This is a genomic window from Leptospira harrisiae (genome assembly GCF_002811945.1).
Lineage (GTDB): Bacteria > Spirochaetota > Leptospiria > Leptospirales > Leptospiraceae > Leptospira_A > Leptospira_A harrisiae.
In genome coordinates this window covers 112,380-134,728 of sequence record NZ_NPDX01000003.1, presented here as the reverse complement: position 1 = coordinate 134,728, position 22,349 = coordinate 112,380, and the positions used below count along the sequence as shown (strand labels likewise).

Sequence of the window (22,349 nt, the reverse complement as noted above, 5' to 3'; positions counted from 1 at the left end):
CGACTAAAGGTTAGGTATACAATCACCATGACAAGAATGTTTCGAACCATTTTTCTAATTTCCCTTATGGCAACAGTTCTTACCAACTGCGGTTATAACCGTATCCAAGAGTTGGATGAAGAAGTAACTGCTTCTTGGGCAGAAGTTCTCAACCAATACAAAAGAAGATCTGATTTAGTTCCCAATTTGGTTTCTGCCGTCAAAGGATTTGCCAACCAAGAAAAAGAAATTATGACAGGAATTGCAGAAGCGCGTGCCAAAATTGGATCCATCCAAGCAACTCCAGAACTAGTAAACAATCCAGAAAGTTTAAAACAATTTGATAAGGCACAAGGACAATTGGGCTCAGCATTATCTAGATTGCTTATGATCCAGGAAAACTATCCACAACTCAAATCAGACCAACACTTTTCTGATCTTATGGCACAGTTGGAAGGAACAGAAAACAGAATTACAGTGGCTAGGAACAGATTCATCAAAGCAACCAAAGATTATAATGTTTACATTCGTCAATTTCCAGCGGTTCTTACTGCCAAAGCCTTTGGTTATGATGCAAAAGCAACATTCACAGTGGAAGATCCAAAAGCGATTGAGAATGCACCCAAAGTAGAATTCTAGGTAAGTATAGAATATAAATAAATTAAGAATTAAGAAATTTTAAGTGAATCAAAAAACATTGAATCTGAATTGAATTTACTTAATGTCAAAGTCGAGTCAATTGATTTGATTTTTTATAAATGAAGCCGGTAAGTGATTGCCGGCTTTTTTATTTAGAACTGAAAGTAGAGGAAGGGACTTGATACAGTTACACTATAAATAATAAACGATGTGATATAGAGTAAGATACAGGTTGGAATGAGAAAGTATAAATTGTCAGTGATAAAGGCAAATCGGTCTTCCTTTCTATCTTGGAGGATGTCCACAAAAAATAAAAATCCAACCAGGATCACTAAACTCACACTCATCTGAGGAAAAATTCCAGAAGCTCCTGTGAACGCACGTTCTAACATAATTTTGGTGATTCCCATTCCTGTTGGGACTTCAGGCGTTGCTTTTGCTCTGAAGAAAAAACAAGACAATACAAATATACCCACAGGATAAATTGGTTGTATGGCCCGAGGGACTCGATTCCAGGCATTTCTCATCGATTCAAATTTGAATACAAACTTTTCTACCACCATCATCGTAGAGTGAAGTGTCCCCCACAAAACAAATGTCCAGTCTGCACCATGCCAAATCCCAGAAACAAAAGTGGTGATGAATAAATTTACATAAGCCATAATTTCACCACGTCTATTTCCCCCGAGAGTGATATAAACATAATCACGTAACCAGGAACTAAAGGAAATATGCCAACGTCGCCAAAGTTCAGTCAGTGTGCCTGAAAGAAATGGGCGATCGAAGTTTTTAGGAATATGAAATCCAAGTATCCTCGCTGTTCCAATAGCGATGTCTGAGTATCCGGAAAAATCACAATAAATTTGTACTGCAAATAAAAACGCAGCAATCCACATCGCGATCCAATTGTATTCCGTAGGATTGGCATACATGGGATCGATCACATAAGAAACAGGATCTGCAATGAAGGTTTTTTTGAAGATCCCCCAAAACAGTTGTTTGAGGCCTTGTTTTAGGTTTTCTTTGGTGAAGTCTTTGGAATCTAAAAATTGGTGGAGGACATCACTCGCACGTAAGATGGGCCCTGCCACAAGTTGCGGAAAAAATGCTAAGAATAGCCCAAAATGAAAAATGGATTTAGCCTTTTCTACCACACCCCTATAAACATCTACGGCATAGGATACTGCCTGTAAGGTGAAAAAACTAATCCCCATCGGAAGAAGGATTCCAGACTTTTGTACAAATTCGGGATCACAAGGAGTGAGTGAAAAAGTTTGATTCCAAACAGTAATGGAAAAGTCCAAATACTTAAATACAAAAAGTAAACTTAAATTACTCCAGACCGCCACATTCAGCCAAAAAAGTTTTTTAAATTTAGAAGTAGCGAATTCCATATAATCGACAGCAAGTTTTGTAATGACAAAAGAAAAAACGAGTAAAATCAAAAACGGGATTCGAAAGATTGCATAAAAATATAAACTAACAATGAATAACCAGAGACCTTGAAATCGTTTGGGAATCAAAAAATAAACGAAGATAACAACCGGTGCAAAAATCAAATAATGAACTGAGTTAAAAAGCATTTTATTTGTTAACCTTTAAGGAATCGGCAATGGACTCAGCTGCCCATAAGTTACCTAGTTTTGTTAGGTGGCCATCACCTGGGATATAGTAATCCTGAATTCCCGCTTTTTTGGTTTTTCCACGCAAGGTAAATTCACGGCCGCACATCTTGTCTGTATACGGAAGGATATCTAAGGTTTTGATTCCTTTCGAGTCCAAATACTTTTTGGCTCGGATGGCATAACCTCCGAGTGAGTTATATTTTCCCACTTGGCGGCAATACACTTCTTCAATTTGCATAGGAAGGATCACCGGAACAAACTGATAACCTTTTTCTTTCGAAAGGGCAATCATCAAATCATATGCTCTTGTTGTGGTTTCAGGTAATGGTTCAAGGGAATTTGGATCCACAGGAGTATCCGAACAGACTACGTTTAAATTTTCTAGTGGAGCAGGGCATATAAATTCGTCAGCTTCTTCACATTTCAGGTGTTTGATGGGAAGAATAAAAGTTTCACGTAAATAAACGAGTGGTGAAGAAGTCAGAAGATTTGTGTCTGCAGCAATCATATATTTTGTTTGCGCAAACTTGACTTTTGTCTGTTCGTAAGCTAGTTTTAAAGCCTGTAGAAGATATGATATTCTTGTGAGTTCAAATTGGATGCGGAAGTTTTTTTTCCAAACGGGATCGTTCTCATGAAGTGCATCGTTTTCATCGTCAGGAAGGATGCCTTGGGCGCGTAATTCGTCAGGCATTGTAAAGTCATTTGGTGAAATGAAGAATAAAACAGTTTGGATGTTATCTATTTTACCTGACAAATCTTTTAATCTTTTGTAGGAACCAAGAGATCCATAGGCATCCACACCCAAATTCAGACTTTGGTAACTTTGACCATTTTGTTCAAAGGTTCCAAGTTTAGAACAAAAAGTATCTTCATCCGAAACACCAAATCCCATCACTAAACTATCACCCAGACAAACAAGTTTTGGTTTATTTGGAATTGGCTCTTCTATACCTCGAAGACCTAGAGAATTGGTTGTGAACTGTCCTTGCCAGAGATCGGCATAGTGACGGACAAAACGACTTTCGTTTGGTTCCAAGGTGACACCGTATTCAGGATGGTATGCATGTAACAATTTGACATCGCGATAATAACGTAAAGCAGGTGGGTTAGCGAGGCGTAAAATCAATTCCAAAGAAAGTAACGCCAACGGGAAAAATAGGACAATGGCTCCCCATCGTTTCCAGTTTTGAATCATATCCCTCAAAAATTTATCAATAGGGCAGGGAATCAAGCATTTCTAAGGCAAATTTAAGAAGTCCTTGGCAATGGCATCGGCAAAAAGTTCGGCGAGTGCGGGACCTGGGTGACCATCAAGAGGAATGTAAACTTGTTTCTGTTCTTTAAACAACGCTTCTGTTTTGGTTCTTAGGTCGATTGTATTGATTCCTTGTTTGAAAAAGAATTTTTTTGCCAACTCGTAATTAGGATCCTTTGTGTCGGGAGTTCCTGCTTTGGACATCCCCCAACTAAAAAGTAGATTCATTTTTTCTTTGGGTATAATATTCTTTAAAAAAAACTCACGTAAGTAAGAGTAAGTGATATGATTTTCTGGATATTGGTAAGGAATGCCGTACGAAGTGTACACATTGGGTTGGGGAGATGGGAGGAGATTTCGATACAAATAGGATATTTGGGATAACTTATGGTGAAAGGGATAAAAAAATTGTTTGAGTCCTTTTTTTTCTCTTTCATCATCTATAAAATCGGAAGGATTCCAAATCCAGTAGACCTGGTTGGGAAATTCTTTTGTATCAGTGTTTTTTACTGCATCTTGCAATAGTCGAAACACACCCCTTGTGCCAATGGCATCCACTGCAATCACTCTGGCTTCTAACTGGTATTTAGATTTTAAATAAAATGCAGGTGTTTCTTTAGTCGGTAACCCAAAGCCCATGGCCATAGAATCACCAACTAACCAAAGTTTATTTGGATTAGTACCTTCACCGAGAGTACGTTCCCCTTGGGAATTGGTTTGGATGTCCCAGATTTTACCATCTTTACGTAAAAACTTTTCATTTACATTGGGACAAAGACGGATTTCTCTTAATCCATACAAACAATGGATTTTTTTGTATCGGATTTCTTCACTATCGGTTTTAGATTGGTAACGAAAAAAAAGCTCTCCTAGAAATAAAACTAAGAGAGTTGATATACCAATGGAAAATAAGTAATTATAGAATTTTTTCAAAGAGGAGGTAAAAGAAAGAAAGGTTTCCAATGTAGAGAATCATTACTAAAAATCCCATTGCAATTTGAAAGATATAAGCCGAATAGGAAAAACCTTGGTAGGCAAGATAGGCTGTGATTCCTAAAATCATTTCAGGAACTAATACGTAATAGGCCACCTTTCCCCACATTTTTACATTTTGTGGATACCAAGATCCGAGTATCCACATAGTTGCTTCAGAAGTTCCAAAAATAACTAACGCAGTGATCCCGACCCAAAGTCCAGTTCCAATAATGGATACAGACATTTCTTCCAATTTGATTCCTGTATAAACACAGATAAACAAAGGAATGACCCAAAGGCCGGCCATATAACCAGAAACAGTTCCTATTTTTAAGAATCCATCTTCAGGAAAAACTAAGATCTGTAAGGCACTAGATAGAAACCAATCTGGAAATACCATAAAAATGGATAAGGGAACTAAAAACTTCCAAATACGAAATGGAGTATGCCAGCGAAGTCCAAGTGATAACACCACGAAACTGATGTGGAATAGTAAAGTAAGCGATGCAAGTTTGATCCCGGACGGACTATCTGACCAATAGAATACGAGTCCGGAAACAATGCTAAATACCAAAAAATACAAAGCCAATAGGAATTCTTCTGCCAGGAACTTAGGTTTCATCGGTTCGAACTTTAAGGATGTTCTTTAGAGATGCAAGTCGAAACTTTGTTTGGTGTTCTGAAAAATAAAAACTAGGTGGGAGGAAGGATCCTTGGTGGGAGATACTGGGTTCGAACCAGTGACCTCTACCATGTCAAGGTAGCGCTCTAACCAACTGAGCTAATCCCCCAAGGTAAAACCACTTCACCAGAGCCGAGCCCACCGTAAAGTACGATTTCGCAATCGGTTCCTGAATGAAAAATCCCCGCTCATTTGATCGGCGAGACGTTCTGGTTTGGGTTTGTCCGGGATTAAAAGAACCAAATTGTCCTTTGCTCTTGATAGGCCAACATACAGGATCCTACGTTCTTCAGCTTCATCGATATCGTTTCTGCTTTCACTCCAGCCGAGCACTAGGTCTAGGAGGACTGTTTGGAACTCTAATCCTTTTGCACTATGGATCGTCATCACTTGCGAATGTGGAACTCCTGATTGGATCCATTCATTTTTTCTGTAATTACTCCTGGTGAGAATGATAGTATTTGGGTCTTTCGTTTGCCAATGTTTCCAAATCTCCATTGGACGTTTTGTTGTTTCTCTGATTCTTTCCACCAAAAAAGTTCCTTTTTCCTTTCGAAAGTTTTGTACCTGTTTTGGAATTTTGTCCTTGTTATGATTTAAAGGAAGGAGAGAGGATTTGATGATGGATTCCTTTGAACGGTAGTTAGTTGATAGAAAAAATTGGATCACTTCAGGAAAATGTTTGGGAAAATCTAAAAAAGGTTTAGGAGTTGCACCTCGAAATCCATAAATGGCCTGCCAATCATCACCCACAACAGTGATGGATTGGAATTTCATCTTTTGGATGATTTGGAGTTGGACTTCGTCAGTGTCTTGGAATTCATCGATGATCAGAGATGTCCATCTTTCTTTGACTAAGTTTGCCGATGCAGAATCTAAAAAATGAAGAAAGTCAAAAATCAAATCATCAAATTCAAAGTATTGGTGTTTATCTTTCCAGGATCGAAAACTTTCTAAATAAAAATCATATCCAGTTTCTGAAATCTTACGGAAATTTTTTCCATTGTTTTTGAGAAGGATGGGGAAAGGAATTCCCCCAATTTCAAAGCGATAAACTGAAAGGATGTCTTTTGTGATTTCCCATTTTTTGGATTCACTTAGTAGTTTGAACTTTGACCAATTTTTTGATGCATCATATTTTTTTAGGACATGATAACAAAACGAGTGGAAGGTGGAAATATGGTATTCCTTAGAAAGTCCCTTTTTTTCACACCGTTCTTTAAATTCGTGTGTTGCTTTTTTAGTAAAGGTAACGATGAGTGTGTTTTTAGGGAGAATGGATTTTTGTAGTTCTCTTTCTTCCAATAATCCCACCATCGTTGCCGTTTTTCCAGAACCAGCACCAGCAATGACTTGTTTGATGGGAAAATTGCAATGAATGATTTTCTTTTGTTCATCACTCCACATATAAGGAAGGGGGAAAACAAATTTATCTTTGGTTCTAATTTTTTAGGTTATTGTTTGAAGACTGCAGTATCCTCATCTTCTTCTTCTTTGAGGTCATAATACCCATAAATAAAGTTAGAACTTGCTCTGACTTCCATCCCATAAAAGTGTTCGGAAATCCTTCCTGACTTAGTGACTTCCAGTTTGTATTCTTCCGCAAGAAATTTCATTTTATCCATCGAAATCTTTTCGTTGATTTTAGGACCAAATCCAGATTCGGTTTTTGACCAATCGATGATAAAAAGCCTTCCTCCCGCTTTCATGGAACGAATGAGTCCATCCATCGCCAAACCAGGATTAGGAAATGTGGATAACGATAGGGAGGCAAAAATAATTTCTGGGACTGGAACCCATTCCGGTAGGAGAGGGTGGTCTGATTGGTCCATGTGGAAAGGTGTGAGTTGTTCAATCCCTTCCATCAGTTTACGACGAAGGACCATATCGATGATCTCTTGTTGGCACTCCGCCGCCCAAATCCAAACATGAGGAAACCATTTTCTAAACTCGTTAAAGTAAAAACCAAGCCCACTTCCGAAATCCACTAGGTTGTTTAAACCTTTCCAATTGAAAAAGGCATAAACATCTTCTGGAGGGCAAACCTCTCTCCTATGACTCGAAAGTAAGTATTCTTGGTAACTTTGCGAACGGTAGTATTCCGTTTCCGACATAATGACAATTCTTACAGAAAAGCGGGGAAAGTACAAACGAAAAATTCAATTCGCGGGTCTTTGCCACCGAAAATCTAAGTATGAAGTTCTCGATTCAATTCTGGGTGGCTGTACTGCTATTGTCTCAATTTCCGGTTTGGGCAGACTCTGGATTTGAGGAAAGTCGATATCCAACGATTGCCAAAGCAATCCATGCAAGTCTCCTCCCTGACAAAAAATCGATTCGTTTGGATTGGGATCCACCTAAACAAGAAGGTGAAATCATTGTGGCTCGTTCCACGGTAATGATTGATAGCGCGGAAAAACTCTATATTGCCGATTCATTAGGTCGATACAAAGCGTCTGGAGCAAACGCAACACGTGTTTATTTTGACTATAATCTAAAACCTGGCACTTACTATTACGCAATTGTAATGGTAACAGATGTTCGTCGTAGAGAAGTAAAATTATTTTCGAACCAAAATTATACAGTAATACCTGTCCATATTGAAGAAGAAAATGGAACACCAGTCGTCGGACAAAATCCTGATTTTCCTGCCTTTCCTTCTGATGCAGGAATCCAGTCGATGGTGGGTGGGGTGTCCGGTATTACTGCAAATATTGAAAGAAAATTTGTTCGTTTGAATTGGACACCACCAAACGGTGCAACGGCGGGGCGAACTTTATATACGGTTTACAGATCCAATTTACCTTTAACAAGTTTGCCATTGATGCAAAAAGCAGAAAAGCTGGCGGAACTCACTCATCCTGTGAATTCATTTTTGGACCAAGATTTGGATAAATCACAGACTATTTATTATGGTGTCTCTGTAAAACAAGTTGGTGGAGAAGAAACTCTTCCTTTGGAAGATAAAAAATCCACCTTACGAGTATTTTACATTAAACAAACAGAAAAAAATAATGCAGAAGTCATTGTTGAAGAATCACCTAAAAAAACAAAACAAGAAGTCGCATCCAATGAAACAAGGCCTGAGCTAGGTGGAGCCATGCACGTCAGAGGGCTTGGTTATGAACGTGTGGGCAAGGGTGCCGTGATTAGTTGGCTTAGTCCAGAAGCTGCGGATGAAACAACAGTTTATAGTTTATATGCATCAGTAAAACCTTTAAACCAAGGAACTTCTTCCTTTGGCCAAGGATCTGTTGTGAAAGTCGCAACTGTGTTACATCCCAAAACAAACTTTTTTATCAAAGAATTAAAAGAAATTGATGAACTGTATTTTGGTGTGACCGCAAAGTCCAATGGAATTCCAGAAGATTACAATTTGAAAGAAAACGTATCTTACTTTAAATACAATTTTTCAAAAGATATCCTTCCGCAAGAAGAACCGAATGTGGTGGCTGAGTCTCATCCAAAAAAAGAACCAGAAAAACCAGAAAATTATAAAAATGAACATGCTGTATCTCCAACAGATATCATTCCTCCGAAGGAAACAAATGAATCAGTGGATGATTTGAAAGAAGAGCCATCTGCCACTGTGAATTATGATTTAGGTCAAACGGATCTAAATCGAATCATCAAAGAAACTGTCATTAGAAAAAAATATGAAACAGCATTGTATCGATTGGAAGAGTATTTAAAATATGAATCCAATTCTTACTTACGAGGAAAAGCTATGTTTTTTCTTGGAGTGAGTGCATTAAAAACGGGTGATACCAAAAAAGCATTAAAATGCTTTTTGAAACGGGAAACTAAATCTTATTCACCAACTCGAGTGGAATTTTGGACGAATCAAACCCTAAGTCAGGCGGGTAGAGGGAATTTATGAATCGAATCATCGTAACGTTGGCAGGATTTTTATTTATTGTAGCAGGCCTTTCAACTGCGTATTACCAAACGAATATTTCTGCTAAAGAAGACCAATCACAAGTTATATTGGAAAAAATTGCTGAAGGGGAAGAATACTTAAAACAATCCAATCCGCAAAGTAAAGAACGAGCAATCACCATCTTCTCTGAGTTAGCTGGAAAAAGAGGAATGGAAAAGTATGAATTCCAAATTAAATACAACCAAGCAAGAGCATTAGAGAAAAATTCTGATTTTTATCCAGCTTTAGATATTTATAAAGACCTAAAAAAGAATTCCAATCTAAAGGCAGATGAAAAAGAAAAACTAAGTTATTCACTGGGAAATCTACTTTTGAAAATTGGAAACGAATCAGAAGGTAAGGCTCATTTAGAATCTGTTTTGCAATCGAGTTCAGATAACAAACTAAGATCTAAGTCTTTTTTATCCCTTGGCGATTTTTATTATCGAACCGGAAATTTTGAAACTGCTCGAAAAAACTATACACTGGCTCTTCAGGAAGATCCAAATAATACAGAATCTAGAATTGGTTGGGGAAGAGCACTTCGTAAACTTGGAAAAGACTGGGCTTCGTTTGATGTATTTGATGAATACATTGAAACTGCTGACCAACTGGCAGGAGCCGATGAAAAAGTGGTTGGGGAATACAAAGACTCAGTTTTGAAAGATGCTAAGGATAATTACACAAAAAAACAATATGCTAAAGCAATTGAGCTTTTCCAAAAAGTAATCAGTGTAAATCCAGCTCCTAAAAAAGAAGAGGAAGCTTTATACTACATTGCATTATCTTATGATGGCATGGGCAAACAAGTTGAGTCACTTACTTATATTAATAAATTGCTCAATAACAGTGATTATTCGCTAGACCAAGCGGCTTTATACAAAAAAGGCACTATCTATTTCAGACAGGGGAAGTTTGAAAAAGCGGCAGGAATATTTCAAACAATTGTAGATAAATACCCTAAAAACCAGATTACCGACAAGGCGATTGCATGGAAAAAAGAATCACTCGATCAGTTTACCGACCACAATGATCTTGATGATTCAGATGTATCGTCTGATTCCAATTCATCTAAACCAAGTTCGGTGTCAAATCGACCTGAATCTGGAAATGATTTAGAATTTTAGTCGGATTCAATTAGAAATTCATTCGTTTTGGTATTGTAAATGGCTTCTTCCATTCCGAAAGTTTTATAAATTTCCGGAACAATGTCAGCAAGCGAATGTATATTTTCTGCGAAGCGGTCAGCATCCTTTCCATAAAGGATGGTGGCCGCCGGGTTTTCCGTATGATTTTTTTGACTTAAGTCTTCCATATTTCCGTGATCACTGGAAACAATGAGTAGGTCTTTGTTTGGATCTATACTTTCTAAAAGACCACGAAAAAAATCTTCCAAGTTTTTGATCACTAACTCTGCTTTTTCCCAATCCATGGCATGGCCTACTTTGTCTGTTAGAAAGTATTCATACAAAGCCAACTGGTAATTTGCAAATTTAGAAAATGAATTTTTGCCGAGTTCATAAGGATCTCTTTTATTGAGAAGGGGATCACCAGGTTTTAACATATCAATCCCAAGTGTTCCCATAATCTCATGGGTAAGGTCCATATAAAGACCGCGACCATTTGAAAGGTCATCGAAGTTTTTTAAAGGACGGCCACTCGCCAACTGCACTAAGGTAGACGCAGAAACTAGTTTTGGTTTTTCTTCTACGTGTTTTAGATAGGGTGGAGAAAAACAATTTAGAAAATCACTTAAGTGACCATTTTCATTTAAAACTTTGATGAGAGAGTATTTCGAAATGATTTTACGAAGGGTGATGGTCGGAAATCCACTCACGTGGCGACCCAGCACTTTGGGTCCTGGGATTCCGGTCCAAAGTGCCGTTTGGCCTGTGGCAGACTGGGGAAGGCCGGGGACACCCATATGGGCATCGGTTTTGATATAATGCAACGGGGAAGAAAGATGAGGAAGGTCTGCATCTGCTATCGGGATTCCTCCCACAGGGGCTAAAAAACCTTTGGCAAAACGGCTAAATGGGTTGGATTTGGGATCGTAGTTGGCAATTCCCACTCCGTCCAAAAATACATAAAAAATCATTCCTTTCCTTGGACTGATTGGTTTTTGCCAATGACAACCCGATAATTAGAATGATGAAACGGAATTTCGGAAACCTGTCTATTCTTTTTGGATACTTCGCGGTTTCTCTCCTAGTCACCTCCGTTTTGTTCGGATATTTTGAATGGGTTCGACCGATCCGTCACAAATCAAACTTGATTTCAGCATTGGAACGTTTTGATGAAGATCAAACAAAAGAGTATTTAAATACCCTTGAGTTCTTTTTTCGTGAATCAACACTTCCCTACCGCGCCTCTCAAGTCACCACTCGCATCAAAGACACCCTTGGTTTAAACTATGTTCGGTTGTATGATGATTCCCTTCGCCTCATCCATAGCACAAACGAAACCAGTGAAATTTTTCAAGATGAATTAAGACAGGATCCCTCTGGGTTGTCAGAGGGAAAATTGAAAAACCTATCTAACGGTGATTATGTGTATCGCGATTTGTCCGGAAAATTTTTTGTAGTATTTCCGAAAGGTCCACCGCTTCCAAAACAAATTCAAAATGCTAATTTAGAATACGGTTATCTTTATTGGGCTTTTGACCCCAAATCCCAAAAGATATTATATACAAATGATGAATCAATTTTAACAGGCGATAGAGAAAGTAACCAGTTGTTAGGTTTGTTTTCAGGAAAAGAGGGACAAACCATCACTTGGCAGTTAGATGGTGAAAATTCAAAACTCATTTTAGAATCTAGAGAAAGGTTTTCTGTTTATTTACTCCGTCAATCTGACACGGAAGCTGATGAAATTCGTTTTGGTTGTTTTGTCCTTTTTCTTGTTACCTTTACAGGACTTTTTTATATTCGCTTTATATGGATGGTCACTCACTCAAATGGATTTCAATTCAAACGAAGAATCCTTTTGCCTGTGATTGTGTATTTGATTTTACTTTTGTTTTACCAAAAGAGTTATGAACTTTTTCCAGATTATCGGTATTACAAACCATGGGCCAAACACAGATTGGTTCAATTTGAAGAGACCTTATCAGTTCTTGAAAAAAACCTTCTTCGCGAAGGTTTAGGAGAAGGTAGGGGACTTGGCGAAACAGAAAGAATCGTTTCCGAATTGTATCTTTGGAAAAAAGATTCGTTTGATAACAAAACAATTCAAAACCGATTTGGCACTGAAATTTTTAGTTTATTCGAACGTATACAAAATCACCCCATCACGATTTTATTTGAATCAGAATTTGATTTAGTGTTTTTAATACCCAAACGAAATTATGAGACGGGTTCTATTTCCATCTTGGTAGCAGTTCTTGATTCTAGTCTTTTGCAGGCAAAAAAAGAAAAGGACCGAGACGAATTTTATTTTCCCTTAGTTTCTGCAAAACTTTCGGATAACAAAAGTAAGGAACAAGTTCTATTTAATCCTCGTGCTTGGAAGGGAGAAGATACTTCAAAATTTGTACATTTAGATTCGAAAAAACAATCTGTTGGTTTTTTGCATCATAAGTTCCATTCTTATTATACTTCTAAAGAACATGGAAAACCAGGATTTTTAACTGGGTTATCTGTTTATCGTTATTCTTCCTTTCCTCCTTATTTGCTAAGTTTTGGATATTTATTCATAGGGCCTTGGATCTTCTTTGTGTTATGGGCATCCATCAAAAGAAACTGGGACCATCGATTCATGCTAGGGGAATCCCTTTTGGTGAGTGAAGAATCACCCAACGTAGAAATTGAGATAAAAAAAACTGTCTCTCTTAAAGAAGGAATTGAAACAAAAATGGAACCCGTTATAAACAAACCTAGTCCTGTGAAAAAAACGAGTTTTAAAATTTTACCCCCAGCCACTTGGAGAAGAGTTGCTATTCTCGATGCTGTACAAAAAAAACGAGAAACAATTTTTAATCCTGAATTAGAAAAACTCGTTCAATCCGTTACCAAAAAAGAAGATACAAAAGAATCGAAAGTTTCGCCTGAAAACTTCCTTACCATCATTCCCGAAGAAAAACGTGTCGAATATGGTTTGCTTGATAAAATCTATAGAGAAAACGAAATTTCTTATGACGGAATCATTGGTTATACAAAAAACTTTATTTCAAGACTCGGATCTCCTCGATTTTCATATCTTTTTTTAAACGATTCATTGGGTTCTTTTCATAATCAAATTTCATCCGGACTTGACTATAACACTCGTTCTAACTTAATTTTTTTACACCATGATCCCTATTTGCCTTTTGATGAATCTGGATTTGCTATGCTTGAGGTAGACGATACAGTCAGACTTGATCGATTTATCGCAAAAAAGTTTTCCTGGGAAATTCTTTTACAAACAGAAGCCATCATTGCTTTTCATATGGAATCTCTTGGTTTTCCTGGAATCTTTTTAGTTCTATTGAATAAAGAGGAAAAATCAAAATTTTTGGACTCTCATAAGCGAATGATTCAAGAAAAACTTCGCCAAGTGATCCCAGCCCTCCATGTCCTTGTAGAAAAAGAAGAACGAAAACCCGAGTTTTTAAAAGACAGTTTGTCTTGGATGATTCGATCTTTTATGCAAGCTACCTTTGGTGGAAAACGAACCACTTCTGTACTCAGAATCCAGTGGCCAGAATACCATCCTTCGCAAGAATGGGAACGTTCCAAAAGACATTTTGTTGATTCCATCCAAGGGTATTTGGAAAGTAAAGATCGATTGATTGAAACATCACCCAATTCTATGTTGATTGTAACGGCAAAAGATTTATATCTTTCTGTGATACAAAAATTACAGGAACTACCATTTCGCCATGAAATCAAATCGATGAAATTTCCAGACGATGGACAAAACTTCTACTTATATTTTTAAATTTGTTTGTATCTTATTTTTATCGTCTCAAGTGTCTTGGGCCGGTGGTAGCAAAAAAAAAGAAGAAACAACTGCACTTAGAAAACAAATTTACAATCTTCACAAAGTAGATGATGAAACTACATCCATTCCATATTTAGAAAGGTATTTAGACTTAAGTCAAAACGAGTTGTATTTTAAGTTACTCTACGCAAAAGCACTTTTGTATAGAAACGATTTGTCTGTGCCAAAGCCGGATGAACCTGCAGAAGACAGAATCAATAAAGCAAAACTCATTCAAAAAAATTATAACCTTTCATCCAAACTTTTCCAAGAGAATGTTTTGCATTTGGAAAAAGTAAGACCTCGTGACCCAAACTTAGGAAGATGGTATTACCTTTGGGCCTTTAGTGAATGGTTTTCAGATAACAAAGAAAAGTCGATTAAGCTTTTTCAAAAGGCAGTGAAGTTGGATTATCGTTTGACCGAATCATATTATAATATTGCATCTCTGTACGAATCTCTAGGGCAGTGGCAAGATGCTAGTTTGTATTGGCGCAAATTTGAAAAGGCCGAAAAAGAATTAGAAGAAGAAGATTGATGGCAAAAATTGATAAACGGTTTCAAATCCTACTTTCTGAAGAGGAACAAATTTTATTAAAAAATGAAGCATCCCGAAGAGGAATTTCTGGAGGAGAACTCATTCGGATGGCTTTAAAAAACGAGATCATTCAAAAATCAGAACTTGTAAGAAGAAAAGCTCTCATTGCGCTCGCGGAGATTTTGGATTGAAAGTTTACCTCACATCTTCTGTATTATTAACCTTGTTACGTTCTTCTCGTAAATTAGAGATACAAAAACTTTTGTCAGAAGCACTTGATTCCCACAAGAGATTTTTTACTTCTTCTCTTTCGATCTATATGTTGTTCCAACAATTAGGAGACCTTGAAGTTACGAAAAAAAAACAAATCCTTGGGTATTTAGAGGACCTAACGGATGCTATTTTCGATTTAGATACAGAAAGCCTAAGGACTCAAATTTTAATGTCTGAAACCTGTGATCTTGAAATGGCAATTGCTCTTAAGGAAGGAATGGACGAAGTATTTGTTGATTTAGAAAGGGAGGTAACCTCCCTTCCTTTACTTGTTGTTCGTAACTTCTTTGGGGAAACTAAATGAAACTGCAGGAGAAAGAGGACTTCTTTGGTCTTTTGAATCCCATTCATTCAGATAACGGTTGTAAGCTGAAATTCTAAAATAATACGTTAAACCAGGTTGGAAGAGAAGTCCACGTTTCTCTTTTCTCGAAACGTCCACTTGATCAGCAAGAGGTCTGAACTCATCTGCTCCCAATTCTCCTTCTGGAATGTAAATATTGTTCACTAGGGTATCTTCATTGATACAAAAACGTTTATTTCTAAAACTACTTTCGTCTTCATTTCCATCAATTTTATTTAAATTGCCAACTTTGTCTTTTTTGACAAAAACAGAACCAAGCATTCGGTGGGGAGTGAGTCCGTAGTGAATGATATAACCGCCACCGTTTTGTACTTCTTTTTCATGATTGGAATTCCATAAAAAACAAACTGGTTGCCCTTGTGTTGGATTTGAATCCAATCGAAATCTTGTGGGGACATCTGGAGGAGTTTGTTCCGTATATTCAAAAGAGAGAGATTGAACATTGGGAACAGTTTTTCCCATTGGATCAGGCCTAAACCATAACTTCCATTGGTAGTATTTGAATTTATAGTTTGGAAGTCCTTTGTCCAGTGATCCTATTCTTGTCCATGGAAGATTGGTGTTGGAATCCAAAAACTTTTGATTGGATCCACGAAAGTAAAGCTCTAACATCGTGTCTTTTGGCTGTTCTATGTTCCAATGGATTTTAGTTAAACTTGAGTTGCTATATTTTGTTTCTAAAACAGGAGAGATAGCTGTGTTACCTTCCATAAAACCAATTTTTGTTTCATCATCATAACGTACAGATTCAAATTTAGTGTATTCTATCTCAGGTTCCCCTTTGTGTATATGAAACCCATCTAAATTTCCATAAAATGATTTTCCAAGTACTAGCGGAGTGGAATCATTTTCAGGAAAACCAAATCCTATTGTATCTGCTTGTCTGTTTTCATATTCTGCCGTTTCGATTCCGTTTTGATACATTGTGAATTTATGACCTAGAGTATCAAAATATAAGGAGATCACTTCCCATGTTTTTCGTTTGAGTTTGACTGGTGATTCTAAAATAAAACTAGCAGTACGGCCATCTGATTTTTGGAGTAGGTTGTTTACTTGTAATACTGGTTTACCTTCATTTAACTCAAGTGAGATGCCATATTTTTTCCCTTTTATATAAACGGTCCTATCCAAAATCACAGAACCTGCGCCTTGTTCACCCAACCGAACGGGAATGGAAATAGTAAAAGGATCGGGGTGAGTTCCAAAAAGAGAATTTCCGGAAACAGAGAGATGGATTTGGTTTCTGCGTCCTGAAAAATAAGCTGACCTTTTTCCAAAAAAATAGGTTTGGTCATCGGTTAAATAGGAAGAGGAAACAACAGAGATCGATTTGGATTTAAAAGGATACCCCGCTTCCGTAATTTGAGGTTCTCTCACTTCCCCTTCAAAGTCGAAAAAAAGTTCCCCATGTTTCGGTGTATTTTCTTTGGGTTTTAAAAAGTTCTTTTTGCCTGGTTCCGAATTTTGAACCACGCCATTCTTTTTCCAAAGACTTAGGTTGAGGATTTCTTGTTTTGGGACTTCCCATCCAAATAAAGGTAGGCCCCAAACAAGGAATAAAATTACGACTGTTCTTCGATCAGACCCAATCGTTTCTGGTGCCGTCCACCTTCGAATTCTGTTTCTATCCATTTTTTTACGATTCTCTGTGCTAAATCTGTTCCGAGAACCCTTCCCCCTAAAACCAAAACATTGGCATTGTTATGGCGTTTGGACATTTCCGCCGTAAACTCATCATGGCAAAGGGCCGCTCGAATGCCTTTGAAACGGTTGGCGACAATTGAGGCTCCAATGCCTGTTCCGCAAAGGGCGATGAGTCTTGGAACTTCACCAGAAAGAACCTTTCGGCAGGCATCTCCAATGATGGTGGGGTAGTCTACAGACTCTTCGCTCTTAGTACCGTAATCGACAATTTCGTAAGTTTCCTCGAGACTTTTCCTGAGGAATTCTTTGAGAGCAAATCCTCCGTGGTCAGAGGCAATTCCAATTTTTTCTTTCATTCTGCTTTCTCCTTTCTATGTTTTAGGGCATCAGTGTATGATTTCATTGATTCTAAGGAAAGAGAGAGTAAAAACTTATCTCTTTCTCTGAGTAAACTTCCATAGTATCCTGTGAATAAATCAAAATAACGTTCGTATTTATTTTTTGGATTTTTTTCTGAAAGGTATTCGATGGACAGGTTTGTGATTTCTTTTTTAATTTCCAAATGTGATTCAAACCATTGTTTGGCGAGACTAACTTCTCCGGGTGTGAGAGGGTAAGGTCTAGAATCAGAAAGTAAAACCCTCCACTCATAGGAAAAAAAATTCTCTTCTTTGTCCTTACCTGCGAGTAGGGAGGCTTTGAAATACTCTCCTAAATCTTCGGAAAGGGGGTCCTCATTGGGAAGGTTTTTAGATACTTGATTGTAAAAACAGTTTAGGGAAGCCATACGAAGTTCTGCTGATTCTCTAGCATAATCTTCCATTTTGGAACGATCCAAATTTAGAAGATTGGGACTAATTGGCCCAGGTGGGATTTCCTTTTTTAGTGGCAAATAACAATCATTTGCTGCTTCCCATCCCAAGTTCCCTTCGGGAATCCAAAGGGAATGGGCAGAAAGGGATCCTATGATAATGAAAAAGAAAAAAAAGGAGATTTTTGGAAAACTACCCATGAGTTCTTTCAAATTCTTTGATAAAGGAAATCAGGGCATCAACTCCTTCTTCAGGCATTGCATTATAAATACTGGCCCGAAAACCGCCAGCTTCCCGATATCCTTTGAGTCCAGCAAACCCTTGTTCTTCGGCAAGAGTTAAAAATTTTGAATCCAAACTATTGTTGTGGCTTCGGAACGTTACATTCATCGCCGAACGAAAGGCTTCTGGAACTGGTGCATAGAATAAAGAAGATGCATCAAGCGTATCATAGAGTTTTTTGGCCTTTCTTTCGTTGATGGCCTCCATAACAGCAAGACCACCCATTCGTTTTAAGTATTTAAATACTAGCCCTGCAATGTAGATGGAATAAGTAGGAGGAGTGTTGTACAATGATCCATTTTTTTCCATTAGCGCATAGTTCATGAGATTCGGAATCGGGTGGTCAAGCGTTGGTAATTTTTCTTTGTCGTAAATGACAAGAGTGAGTCCAGACGGCCCAATATTTTTTTGTGCTCCAGCAAAGATGACAGAAAAATCTTCTATGGGAAGTTTTCGACTAAGAAGTTCACTTGTCATATCCGCAAAAAGGGGAGCCTTTTTTAATTTTGGAAAAGATTTATAACGAGTTCCATAAATTGTATTGTTGGAAGTGATATAAACATATTTGGCACCTTCATTCAGAATCTCGTCTGTGATGGTGGGAAGTTCCATATATTGAGAATCGGCCCCATTAAAAATTGATTTTACATTCGGGTAAAACTTCTTTGCTTCTTCGAAAGCCTTTTTGGCCCAAACCCCTGTGACTGCAAAATCAGCTGAGTCTCCGGACTTTAAATAATTAAATGGAATTGCAGAAAATTGTAAAGTGGCTCCGCCCGGGAAATATACCACCGCATAACGGGATGGCAGTTCCAGTAATTCCCTAAGGTCGCTGAGAGATTCGTCCAATATATTTTGGAAAACATTCCCTCTATGGCTCATTTCCATAACGGACATTCCCGTTCCCTTGTAATTTAGGAACTCACTCTTCGCTTCCTCCATGACTTCTGTGGGCAACATGGCAGGGCCGGCATTAAAATTGAAGACTCTGTGCGTAAATGTAGGCATTCTCCCACAGAATTTTGAAGATCCACCCCCCGGTAAATAGATTTTTATTCTAAAACTTGCTTTGCAGAATTGGAAAGGTTGTTAATCTTGTGGGCATCTTTACCCCAAATTTCGTGAGGAAACAATGAGAATTTCTCGTTCCATCATCATTTGCCTAACTTTCGTCAGTCTTTCTCTGACAGCCCAATCCAAAGCCCCACTCGGAGAGTCCGAAATTAAGGGTTCTAAAAAAATCGAATTCATCAACCGTTCCTTACGTAAGGCCTCTGATGAGATCATCCAAGAAAATACCGAAATCGGTCGCAAACTCGCCGAAACCTTAGCCAAAGAAAATACAGCCGCTGTGGATGGAGTGAAAATCCAAAGAGTGCTTCCTGGTGCTGATGGAAAATTGGGTGCTGATATTCTTTATCTTTCAGAGACACAAAGTTTTGACCATGTCAATTCCATAGCTCGGATCATTGCATCCTATGTGGAAAAATCTTTCCAATATAAAGTGGGAAATGCTGAGACCTTGGCACAGTACATTCTTTATTACAATGCAACACATAGAAAAGATTCTAAGTTTTTTACCAAAAAATATACCGAAGGTGTGATTGCCGCTACTTCCTCAGACAAATTAGGAATTGATACAGTTTATAAAAATTGGCCAGGCAAAACCCAAATCATCATTCCTATCGAGGGGAATATTTTAAAGGATAGTGGGAAAGATCTCACAACGGATGAATTAGAAAAAGACGTAAATAAAATGGTGAAGGACAAAGAAAAAGATCCTGCCACCAAACAGAAGATGGAAGACGAAGCCAAAAAAATGGACAAGTTGCAAACCGATAAAATCAAAGAAGAAAAACAGGTTTTGCAAGATAAAAAACAAGAAGTAACAAACGAACAAAAAGACCTCCAAGATAAAAAAGATGCTCTGAAGAAAAAAGAACAAGAAACTGTTGCGAGCCTCAATGAGTTAAAAAAAGACCCTGTTAAAAACAAAACAGAGATCGAAAAGAAAACCGAAGAAGTCAAACAAATCCAACAAGAAAAAAAAGACACTGAGAAGAAACAAGAAGCTGTAGAAGCCAAAAAAGAAGAACTCAGTAAAAAAGAAGAACAAATCGCAAAAAAAGAAGAAGCAAGAACCGGAACCACATCAGGCGACACCGCAAAAAAAGATGATACCGTTCAAAAAGCAGAAGCGAAAGTAGAAGAGTTAAAAACGGAACTAACGCAAGCTAAAGAAGAACTGAAGAAAAAAGAAGAACAAAGTGACAATGTTGTGAACAACAAAATTCTTTTTATGAAGTTTATCAAATATGATACAGATGGTCACTATTCGAATGAACTTTGGGCCATCGATCCTGCAAAAGATGACGCTCTTTATAAAAGTTCCTATAACAATATTTGTTCCAAGGAATTTAAAGAAATCGCCAACCAAGGGGTTCTTGTTCTTGGTTATGACGGAGTAAAAGTAGAGAATAGAAAACACAAACTAGTGTTACTTGATCCAGACAAACTCGGTGTGAAAAAAACAAGTGAGTCTGCAGATATTTTTTGGAGAACTCCGATGATCAATCGGGAAGATAAAATCTACGTGATTGAAAAGGTAAAAGACAAATACCATGTTTCTCGTTTTAAATCTGATTTAACGTTTGAGAAAAGAACAGAAGAAGCAGTGGAAGAAAACTCGGAACTTACTTTTTTTGGGGACAAAATTTATGTAACCGGCAAACCAAAAGAAGGCGATAAAACAACGATTAAGGTATTTAAAAAAGAAGATTTAAGCCTGCTTAAAACCATCGCTCCGTAAGGAGGGTGGTTGCACCAACCAATCCATCGTTGGAGGGGTGTTTTCAAAACTGAATCGCTCTTCCATTGGACCAGTGGTTTGCCACCAATATGAAAACAATCTCCAAAACGGTTTTGATACTCTCGCTTGTGAGTCTTTTTACAGACATCGCAAGCGAAATGGGAAAAAACCGCTGATAGGATTGGATTTATGCAAGTGCAACAGAAGGAATCTCCAAAGCTTGGATTAGTAATGTAGTTCCGTCAAATGAAGTAGGGACTGCTATCGGAATGTTTACAGGGTTACAAAGCATAGCAACATTTTTTGCCAGTTCCATCGCTGGTTGGATTTGGTATACGTTTGGAGCTCCAATCACTTTTTTGTGACTGGAGTATTCGGTGTTTTGGTTTGGATTTACTTGTTAATTGCAAAAATTGATGAAGGTTCGTTGGAAACCTAATCTTTTAAATATTCAATCCTTTCACGAATGGCTTCGTTAGAAGGATTTTTCTTCGCTAAATCTTCCAATAGTTTCACTGCTTGTGTTTTTTTACCCATAATGTCCCAAAGGTCAGATAATTCCAGTGCGGGTCTTGGATCACTCGGGGATTTAGAAAGAAGTCCCAAATAAATTTCTTCGGCTTTTTCCAGGTCACCAATCAGACGTAATGCGGCTGCTTTTCCAAGAAGGGCAAAATAATCGTCGCCACTCGCAAGAATTTTGTTAAAACATTCTAATGCTTTGTCATAATTACCAAGTCCTCTAAGGGAATCAGCGTAACGGTTGATGATGAGTTTGTTATCAGGATCGGATTCGAGAATTTTTTCCCAGTAAGTGATAGCGGTTTTAAAATCTTTTTTACCACGATAGGACTCGGCAAGGCCGTAGAGTGCAAAAAAGTTTTTGGGATCAAGTTCTTTGGCACGGTCATAATAGAGAATGGCTTTATCGAAATCTTTAATTTTACGATAACTATTTCCAATTTCAGTAAGGATCTTGATATTGTTTGGTTGGCTAGAAAGTAATTTTTCCCACCATTGTATGGCATCCACGTATCTTTGGCATGCAAAGTATAAATGCCCAAGTCCCACAATTACATACTGGTCGCTTGGATTGATTTGAAGTGCTTCCATATAATACACTTCAGATTCTTTGAAGTTTTTTAATTTACGATGGGCATCTGCGACTCGTGAAAGAATACTTGCATCTGTGATTGTTATGTGATGAAATTCTTCTGCAACTTCTATAATTCTTTTAAGGCTGTTCAAATCTCTATAGGCATTCATTAGCCCCATAAGAGAGAACTTATTTGTTGTATCACCTGCCAAACACTTACGATAGTATTGGATGGCTTGTTCTGGTTGTTTGGTTTTTGCGTAATAATCACCAAGACCGACGAGACCGTAAGTATTGGAAGGATCTTCATCAAGTAATATGTCTAATCGCTCTTTGGCTTCTTTGAAACGTCCTTGATCAAGAAAACGATACGCCTCTTTTGCAAGGGCTTTGATTTTTGTGAACTTTTCATCTTCTTGTGGCTTTTCAATATCTGTATTTTCCATATCCCGGTCCAATTTTCAGCATTCCTTTTTAGACAGTAAAAATCGACTC

Annotated in this window: 21 protein-coding genes and 1 tRNA gene; 8 read left to right on the top strand and 14 right to left on the bottom strand. The window is 37.7% G+C overall.

Going from position 1 to position 22,349, the window contains the following annotated elements:
• The first annotated feature begins 27 nt into the window (after nucleotides 1-27).
• Nucleotides 28-618, top strand: a complete 591-nt coding sequence (locus tag CH364_RS12400; RefSeq protein WP_100744584.1) for a LemA family protein — start codon at nucleotides 28-30, stop codon at nucleotides 616-618.
• 152 nt (nucleotides 619-770) lie between these two features.
• Here the strand turns inward: CH364_RS12400 and CH364_RS12395 are convergent, their stop codons facing one another.
• The 7 genes from CH364_RS12395 to CH364_RS12365 form a co-directional block, all read right to left on the bottom strand.
• Complete coding sequence (locus tag CH364_RS12395) at nucleotides 771-2,201, bottom strand: MBOAT family O-acyltransferase (RefSeq protein WP_100744585.1); 1,431 nt, start codon at nucleotides 2,199-2,201, stop codon at nucleotides 771-773.
• A gap of 1 nt (nucleotide 2,202) precedes the next feature.
• Complete coding sequence (locus CH364_RS12390) at nucleotides 2,203-3,441, bottom strand: LA_2490 family SGNH/GDSL-type esterase (RefSeq protein ID WP_100744586.1); 1,239 nt, start codon at nucleotides 3,439-3,441, stop codon at nucleotides 2,203-2,205.
• A 42-nt stretch (nucleotides 3,442-3,483) separates the two neighbouring features.
• A complete protein-coding gene (locus CH364_RS12385; RefSeq protein WP_207762300.1) occupies nucleotides 3,484-4,434 on the bottom strand; it encodes an LA_2486 family SGNH/GDSL-type esterase in 951 nt (316 codons plus the stop codon).
• Complete coding sequence (locus tag CH364_RS12380; RefSeq protein ID WP_100744587.1) at nucleotides 4,418-5,098, bottom strand: DUF6989 domain-containing protein; 681 nt, start codon at nucleotides 5,096-5,098, stop codon at nucleotides 4,418-4,420. Before CH364_RS12380 ends, CH364_RS12385 begins: the two co-directional genes overlap by 17 nt.
• Before the next feature lie 92 nt (nucleotides 5,099-5,190).
• A tRNA-Val gene (locus CH364_RS12375) sits at nucleotides 5,191-5,267 on the bottom strand.
• A gap of 14 nt (nucleotides 5,268-5,281) precedes the next feature.
• Complete coding sequence (locus CH364_RS12370) at nucleotides 5,282-6,565, bottom strand: UvrD-helicase domain-containing protein (protein ID WP_100744588.1); 1,284 nt, start codon at nucleotides 6,563-6,565, stop codon at nucleotides 5,282-5,284.
• Between the two features lie 47 nt (nucleotides 6,566-6,612).
• The gene (locus CH364_RS12365; RefSeq protein ID WP_100744589.1) at nucleotides 6,613-7,272 is read right to left on the bottom strand and encodes a class I SAM-dependent methyltransferase; all 660 of its coding nucleotides are present in this window, start codon (nucleotides 7,270-7,272) and stop codon (nucleotides 6,613-6,615) included.
• An 80-nt stretch (nucleotides 7,273-7,352) separates the two neighbouring features.
• Between CH364_RS12365 and CH364_RS12360 the strand changes: the two genes are divergently transcribed.
• Together CH364_RS12360 and CH364_RS12355 are read left to right on the top strand one after the other, a co-directional pair.
• Complete coding sequence (locus tag CH364_RS12360) at nucleotides 7,353-9,038, top strand: tetratricopeptide repeat protein (protein ID WP_100744590.1); 1,686 nt, start codon at nucleotides 7,353-7,355, stop codon at nucleotides 9,036-9,038.
• Nucleotides 9,035-10,204 carry a tetratricopeptide repeat protein gene (locus CH364_RS12355; protein WP_100744591.1) on the top strand — a complete coding sequence of 390 codons (1,170 nt, stop codon included), beginning with the start codon at nucleotides 9,035-9,037 and terminating at the stop codon, nucleotides 10,202-10,204. Before CH364_RS12360 ends, CH364_RS12355 begins: the two co-directional genes overlap by 4 nt.
• On the opposite strand, the gene CH364_RS12350 is transcribed toward CH364_RS12355, so the two are convergent.
• Nucleotides 10,201-11,175, bottom strand: a complete 975-nt coding sequence (locus CH364_RS12350) for an alkaline phosphatase family protein (RefSeq protein ID WP_100744592.1) — start codon at nucleotides 11,173-11,175, stop codon at nucleotides 10,201-10,203. The genes CH364_RS12355 and CH364_RS12350 overlap by 4 nt on opposite strands.
• Nucleotides 11,176-11,225: 50 nt before the next feature.
• Here CH364_RS12350 and CH364_RS12345 point away from each other — a divergent pair, with 50 nt between their 5' ends.
• From CH364_RS12345 to CH364_RS12330, 4 genes are read left to right on the top strand one after another with little or no spacing between them, the layout of a single operon-like run.
• Entirely contained in the window at nucleotides 11,226-13,994 is a 2,769-nt protein-coding gene (locus CH364_RS12345; RefSeq protein ID WP_100744593.1) for a hypothetical protein, read from the top strand.
• Nucleotides 13,966-14,574 carry a tetratricopeptide repeat protein gene (locus tag CH364_RS12340; RefSeq protein WP_100744594.1) on the top strand — a complete coding sequence of 203 codons (609 nt, stop codon included), beginning with the start codon at nucleotides 13,966-13,968 and terminating at the stop codon, nucleotides 14,572-14,574. The genes CH364_RS12345 and CH364_RS12340 overlap by 29 nt, the downstream gene beginning before the upstream one ends.
• On the top strand, nucleotides 14,574-14,765 hold the full coding sequence (locus tag CH364_RS12335; RefSeq protein ID WP_100744595.1) for a CopG family transcriptional regulator: 192 nt from the start codon (nucleotides 14,574-14,576) through the stop codon (nucleotides 14,763-14,765). The genes CH364_RS12340 and CH364_RS12335 overlap by 1 nt, the downstream gene beginning before the upstream one ends.
• On the top strand, nucleotides 14,762-15,151 hold the full coding sequence (locus CH364_RS12330) for a hypothetical protein (RefSeq protein ID WP_100744596.1): 390 nt from the start codon (nucleotides 14,762-14,764) through the stop codon (nucleotides 15,149-15,151). Before CH364_RS12335 ends, CH364_RS12330 begins: the two co-directional genes overlap by 4 nt.
• Here the strand turns inward: CH364_RS12330 and CH364_RS12325 are convergent.
• The 4 genes from CH364_RS12325 to serC form a co-directional block, all read right to left on the bottom strand.
• Nucleotides 15,113-16,684 carry a LamG-like jellyroll fold domain-containing protein gene (locus tag CH364_RS12325; RefSeq protein WP_100744819.1) on the bottom strand — a complete coding sequence of 524 codons (1,572 nt, stop codon included), beginning with the start codon at nucleotides 16,682-16,684 and terminating at the stop codon, nucleotides 15,113-15,115. The two genes, CH364_RS12330 and CH364_RS12325, sit on opposite strands and share 39 nt — an antisense overlap.
• 89 nt (nucleotides 16,685-16,773) lie before the next feature.
• Nucleotides 16,774-17,211, bottom strand: coding sequence for a ribose 5-phosphate isomerase B (gene rpiB, locus CH364_RS12320; RefSeq protein ID WP_100744597.1), 438 nt, complete (start codon nucleotides 17,209-17,211; stop codon nucleotides 16,774-16,776).
• Nucleotides 17,208-17,867 carry a hypothetical protein gene (locus CH364_RS12315; RefSeq protein WP_100744598.1) on the bottom strand — a complete coding sequence of 220 codons (660 nt, stop codon included), beginning with the start codon at nucleotides 17,865-17,867 and terminating at the stop codon, nucleotides 17,208-17,210. Before CH364_RS12315 ends, rpiB begins: the two co-directional genes overlap by 4 nt.
• Nucleotides 17,860-18,957, bottom strand: a complete 1,098-nt coding sequence (gene serC / locus CH364_RS12310) for a 3-phosphoserine/phosphohydroxythreonine transaminase (protein WP_100744599.1) — start codon at nucleotides 18,955-18,957, stop codon at nucleotides 17,860-17,862. Before serC ends, CH364_RS12315 begins: the two co-directional genes overlap by 8 nt.
• A 124-nt stretch (nucleotides 18,958-19,081) precedes the next feature.
• On the opposite strand from serC, the gene CH364_RS12305 reads away from it, so the two are divergent.
• The gene (locus tag CH364_RS12305; RefSeq protein ID WP_100744600.1) at nucleotides 19,082-20,758 is read left to right on the top strand and encodes a P83/100 family protein; all 1,677 of its coding nucleotides are present in this window, start codon (nucleotides 19,082-19,084) and stop codon (nucleotides 20,756-20,758) included.
• Nucleotides 20,759-20,945: 187 nt separating this feature from the next.
• Here CH364_RS12305 and CH364_RS18755 read toward each other — a convergent pair whose 3' ends face one another.
• Together CH364_RS18755 and CH364_RS12295 are read right to left on the bottom strand one after the other, a co-directional pair.
• Nucleotides 20,946-21,113 carry a hypothetical protein gene (locus CH364_RS18755; protein WP_207762275.1) on the bottom strand — a complete coding sequence of 56 codons (168 nt, stop codon included), beginning with the start codon at nucleotides 21,111-21,113 and terminating at the stop codon, nucleotides 20,946-20,948.
• 80 nt (nucleotides 21,114-21,193) lie between these two features.
• Entirely contained in the window at nucleotides 21,194-22,300 is a 1,107-nt protein-coding gene (locus CH364_RS12295) for a tetratricopeptide repeat protein (RefSeq protein WP_100744601.1), read from the bottom strand.
• Nucleotides 22,301-22,349 lie beyond the last annotated feature (49 nt).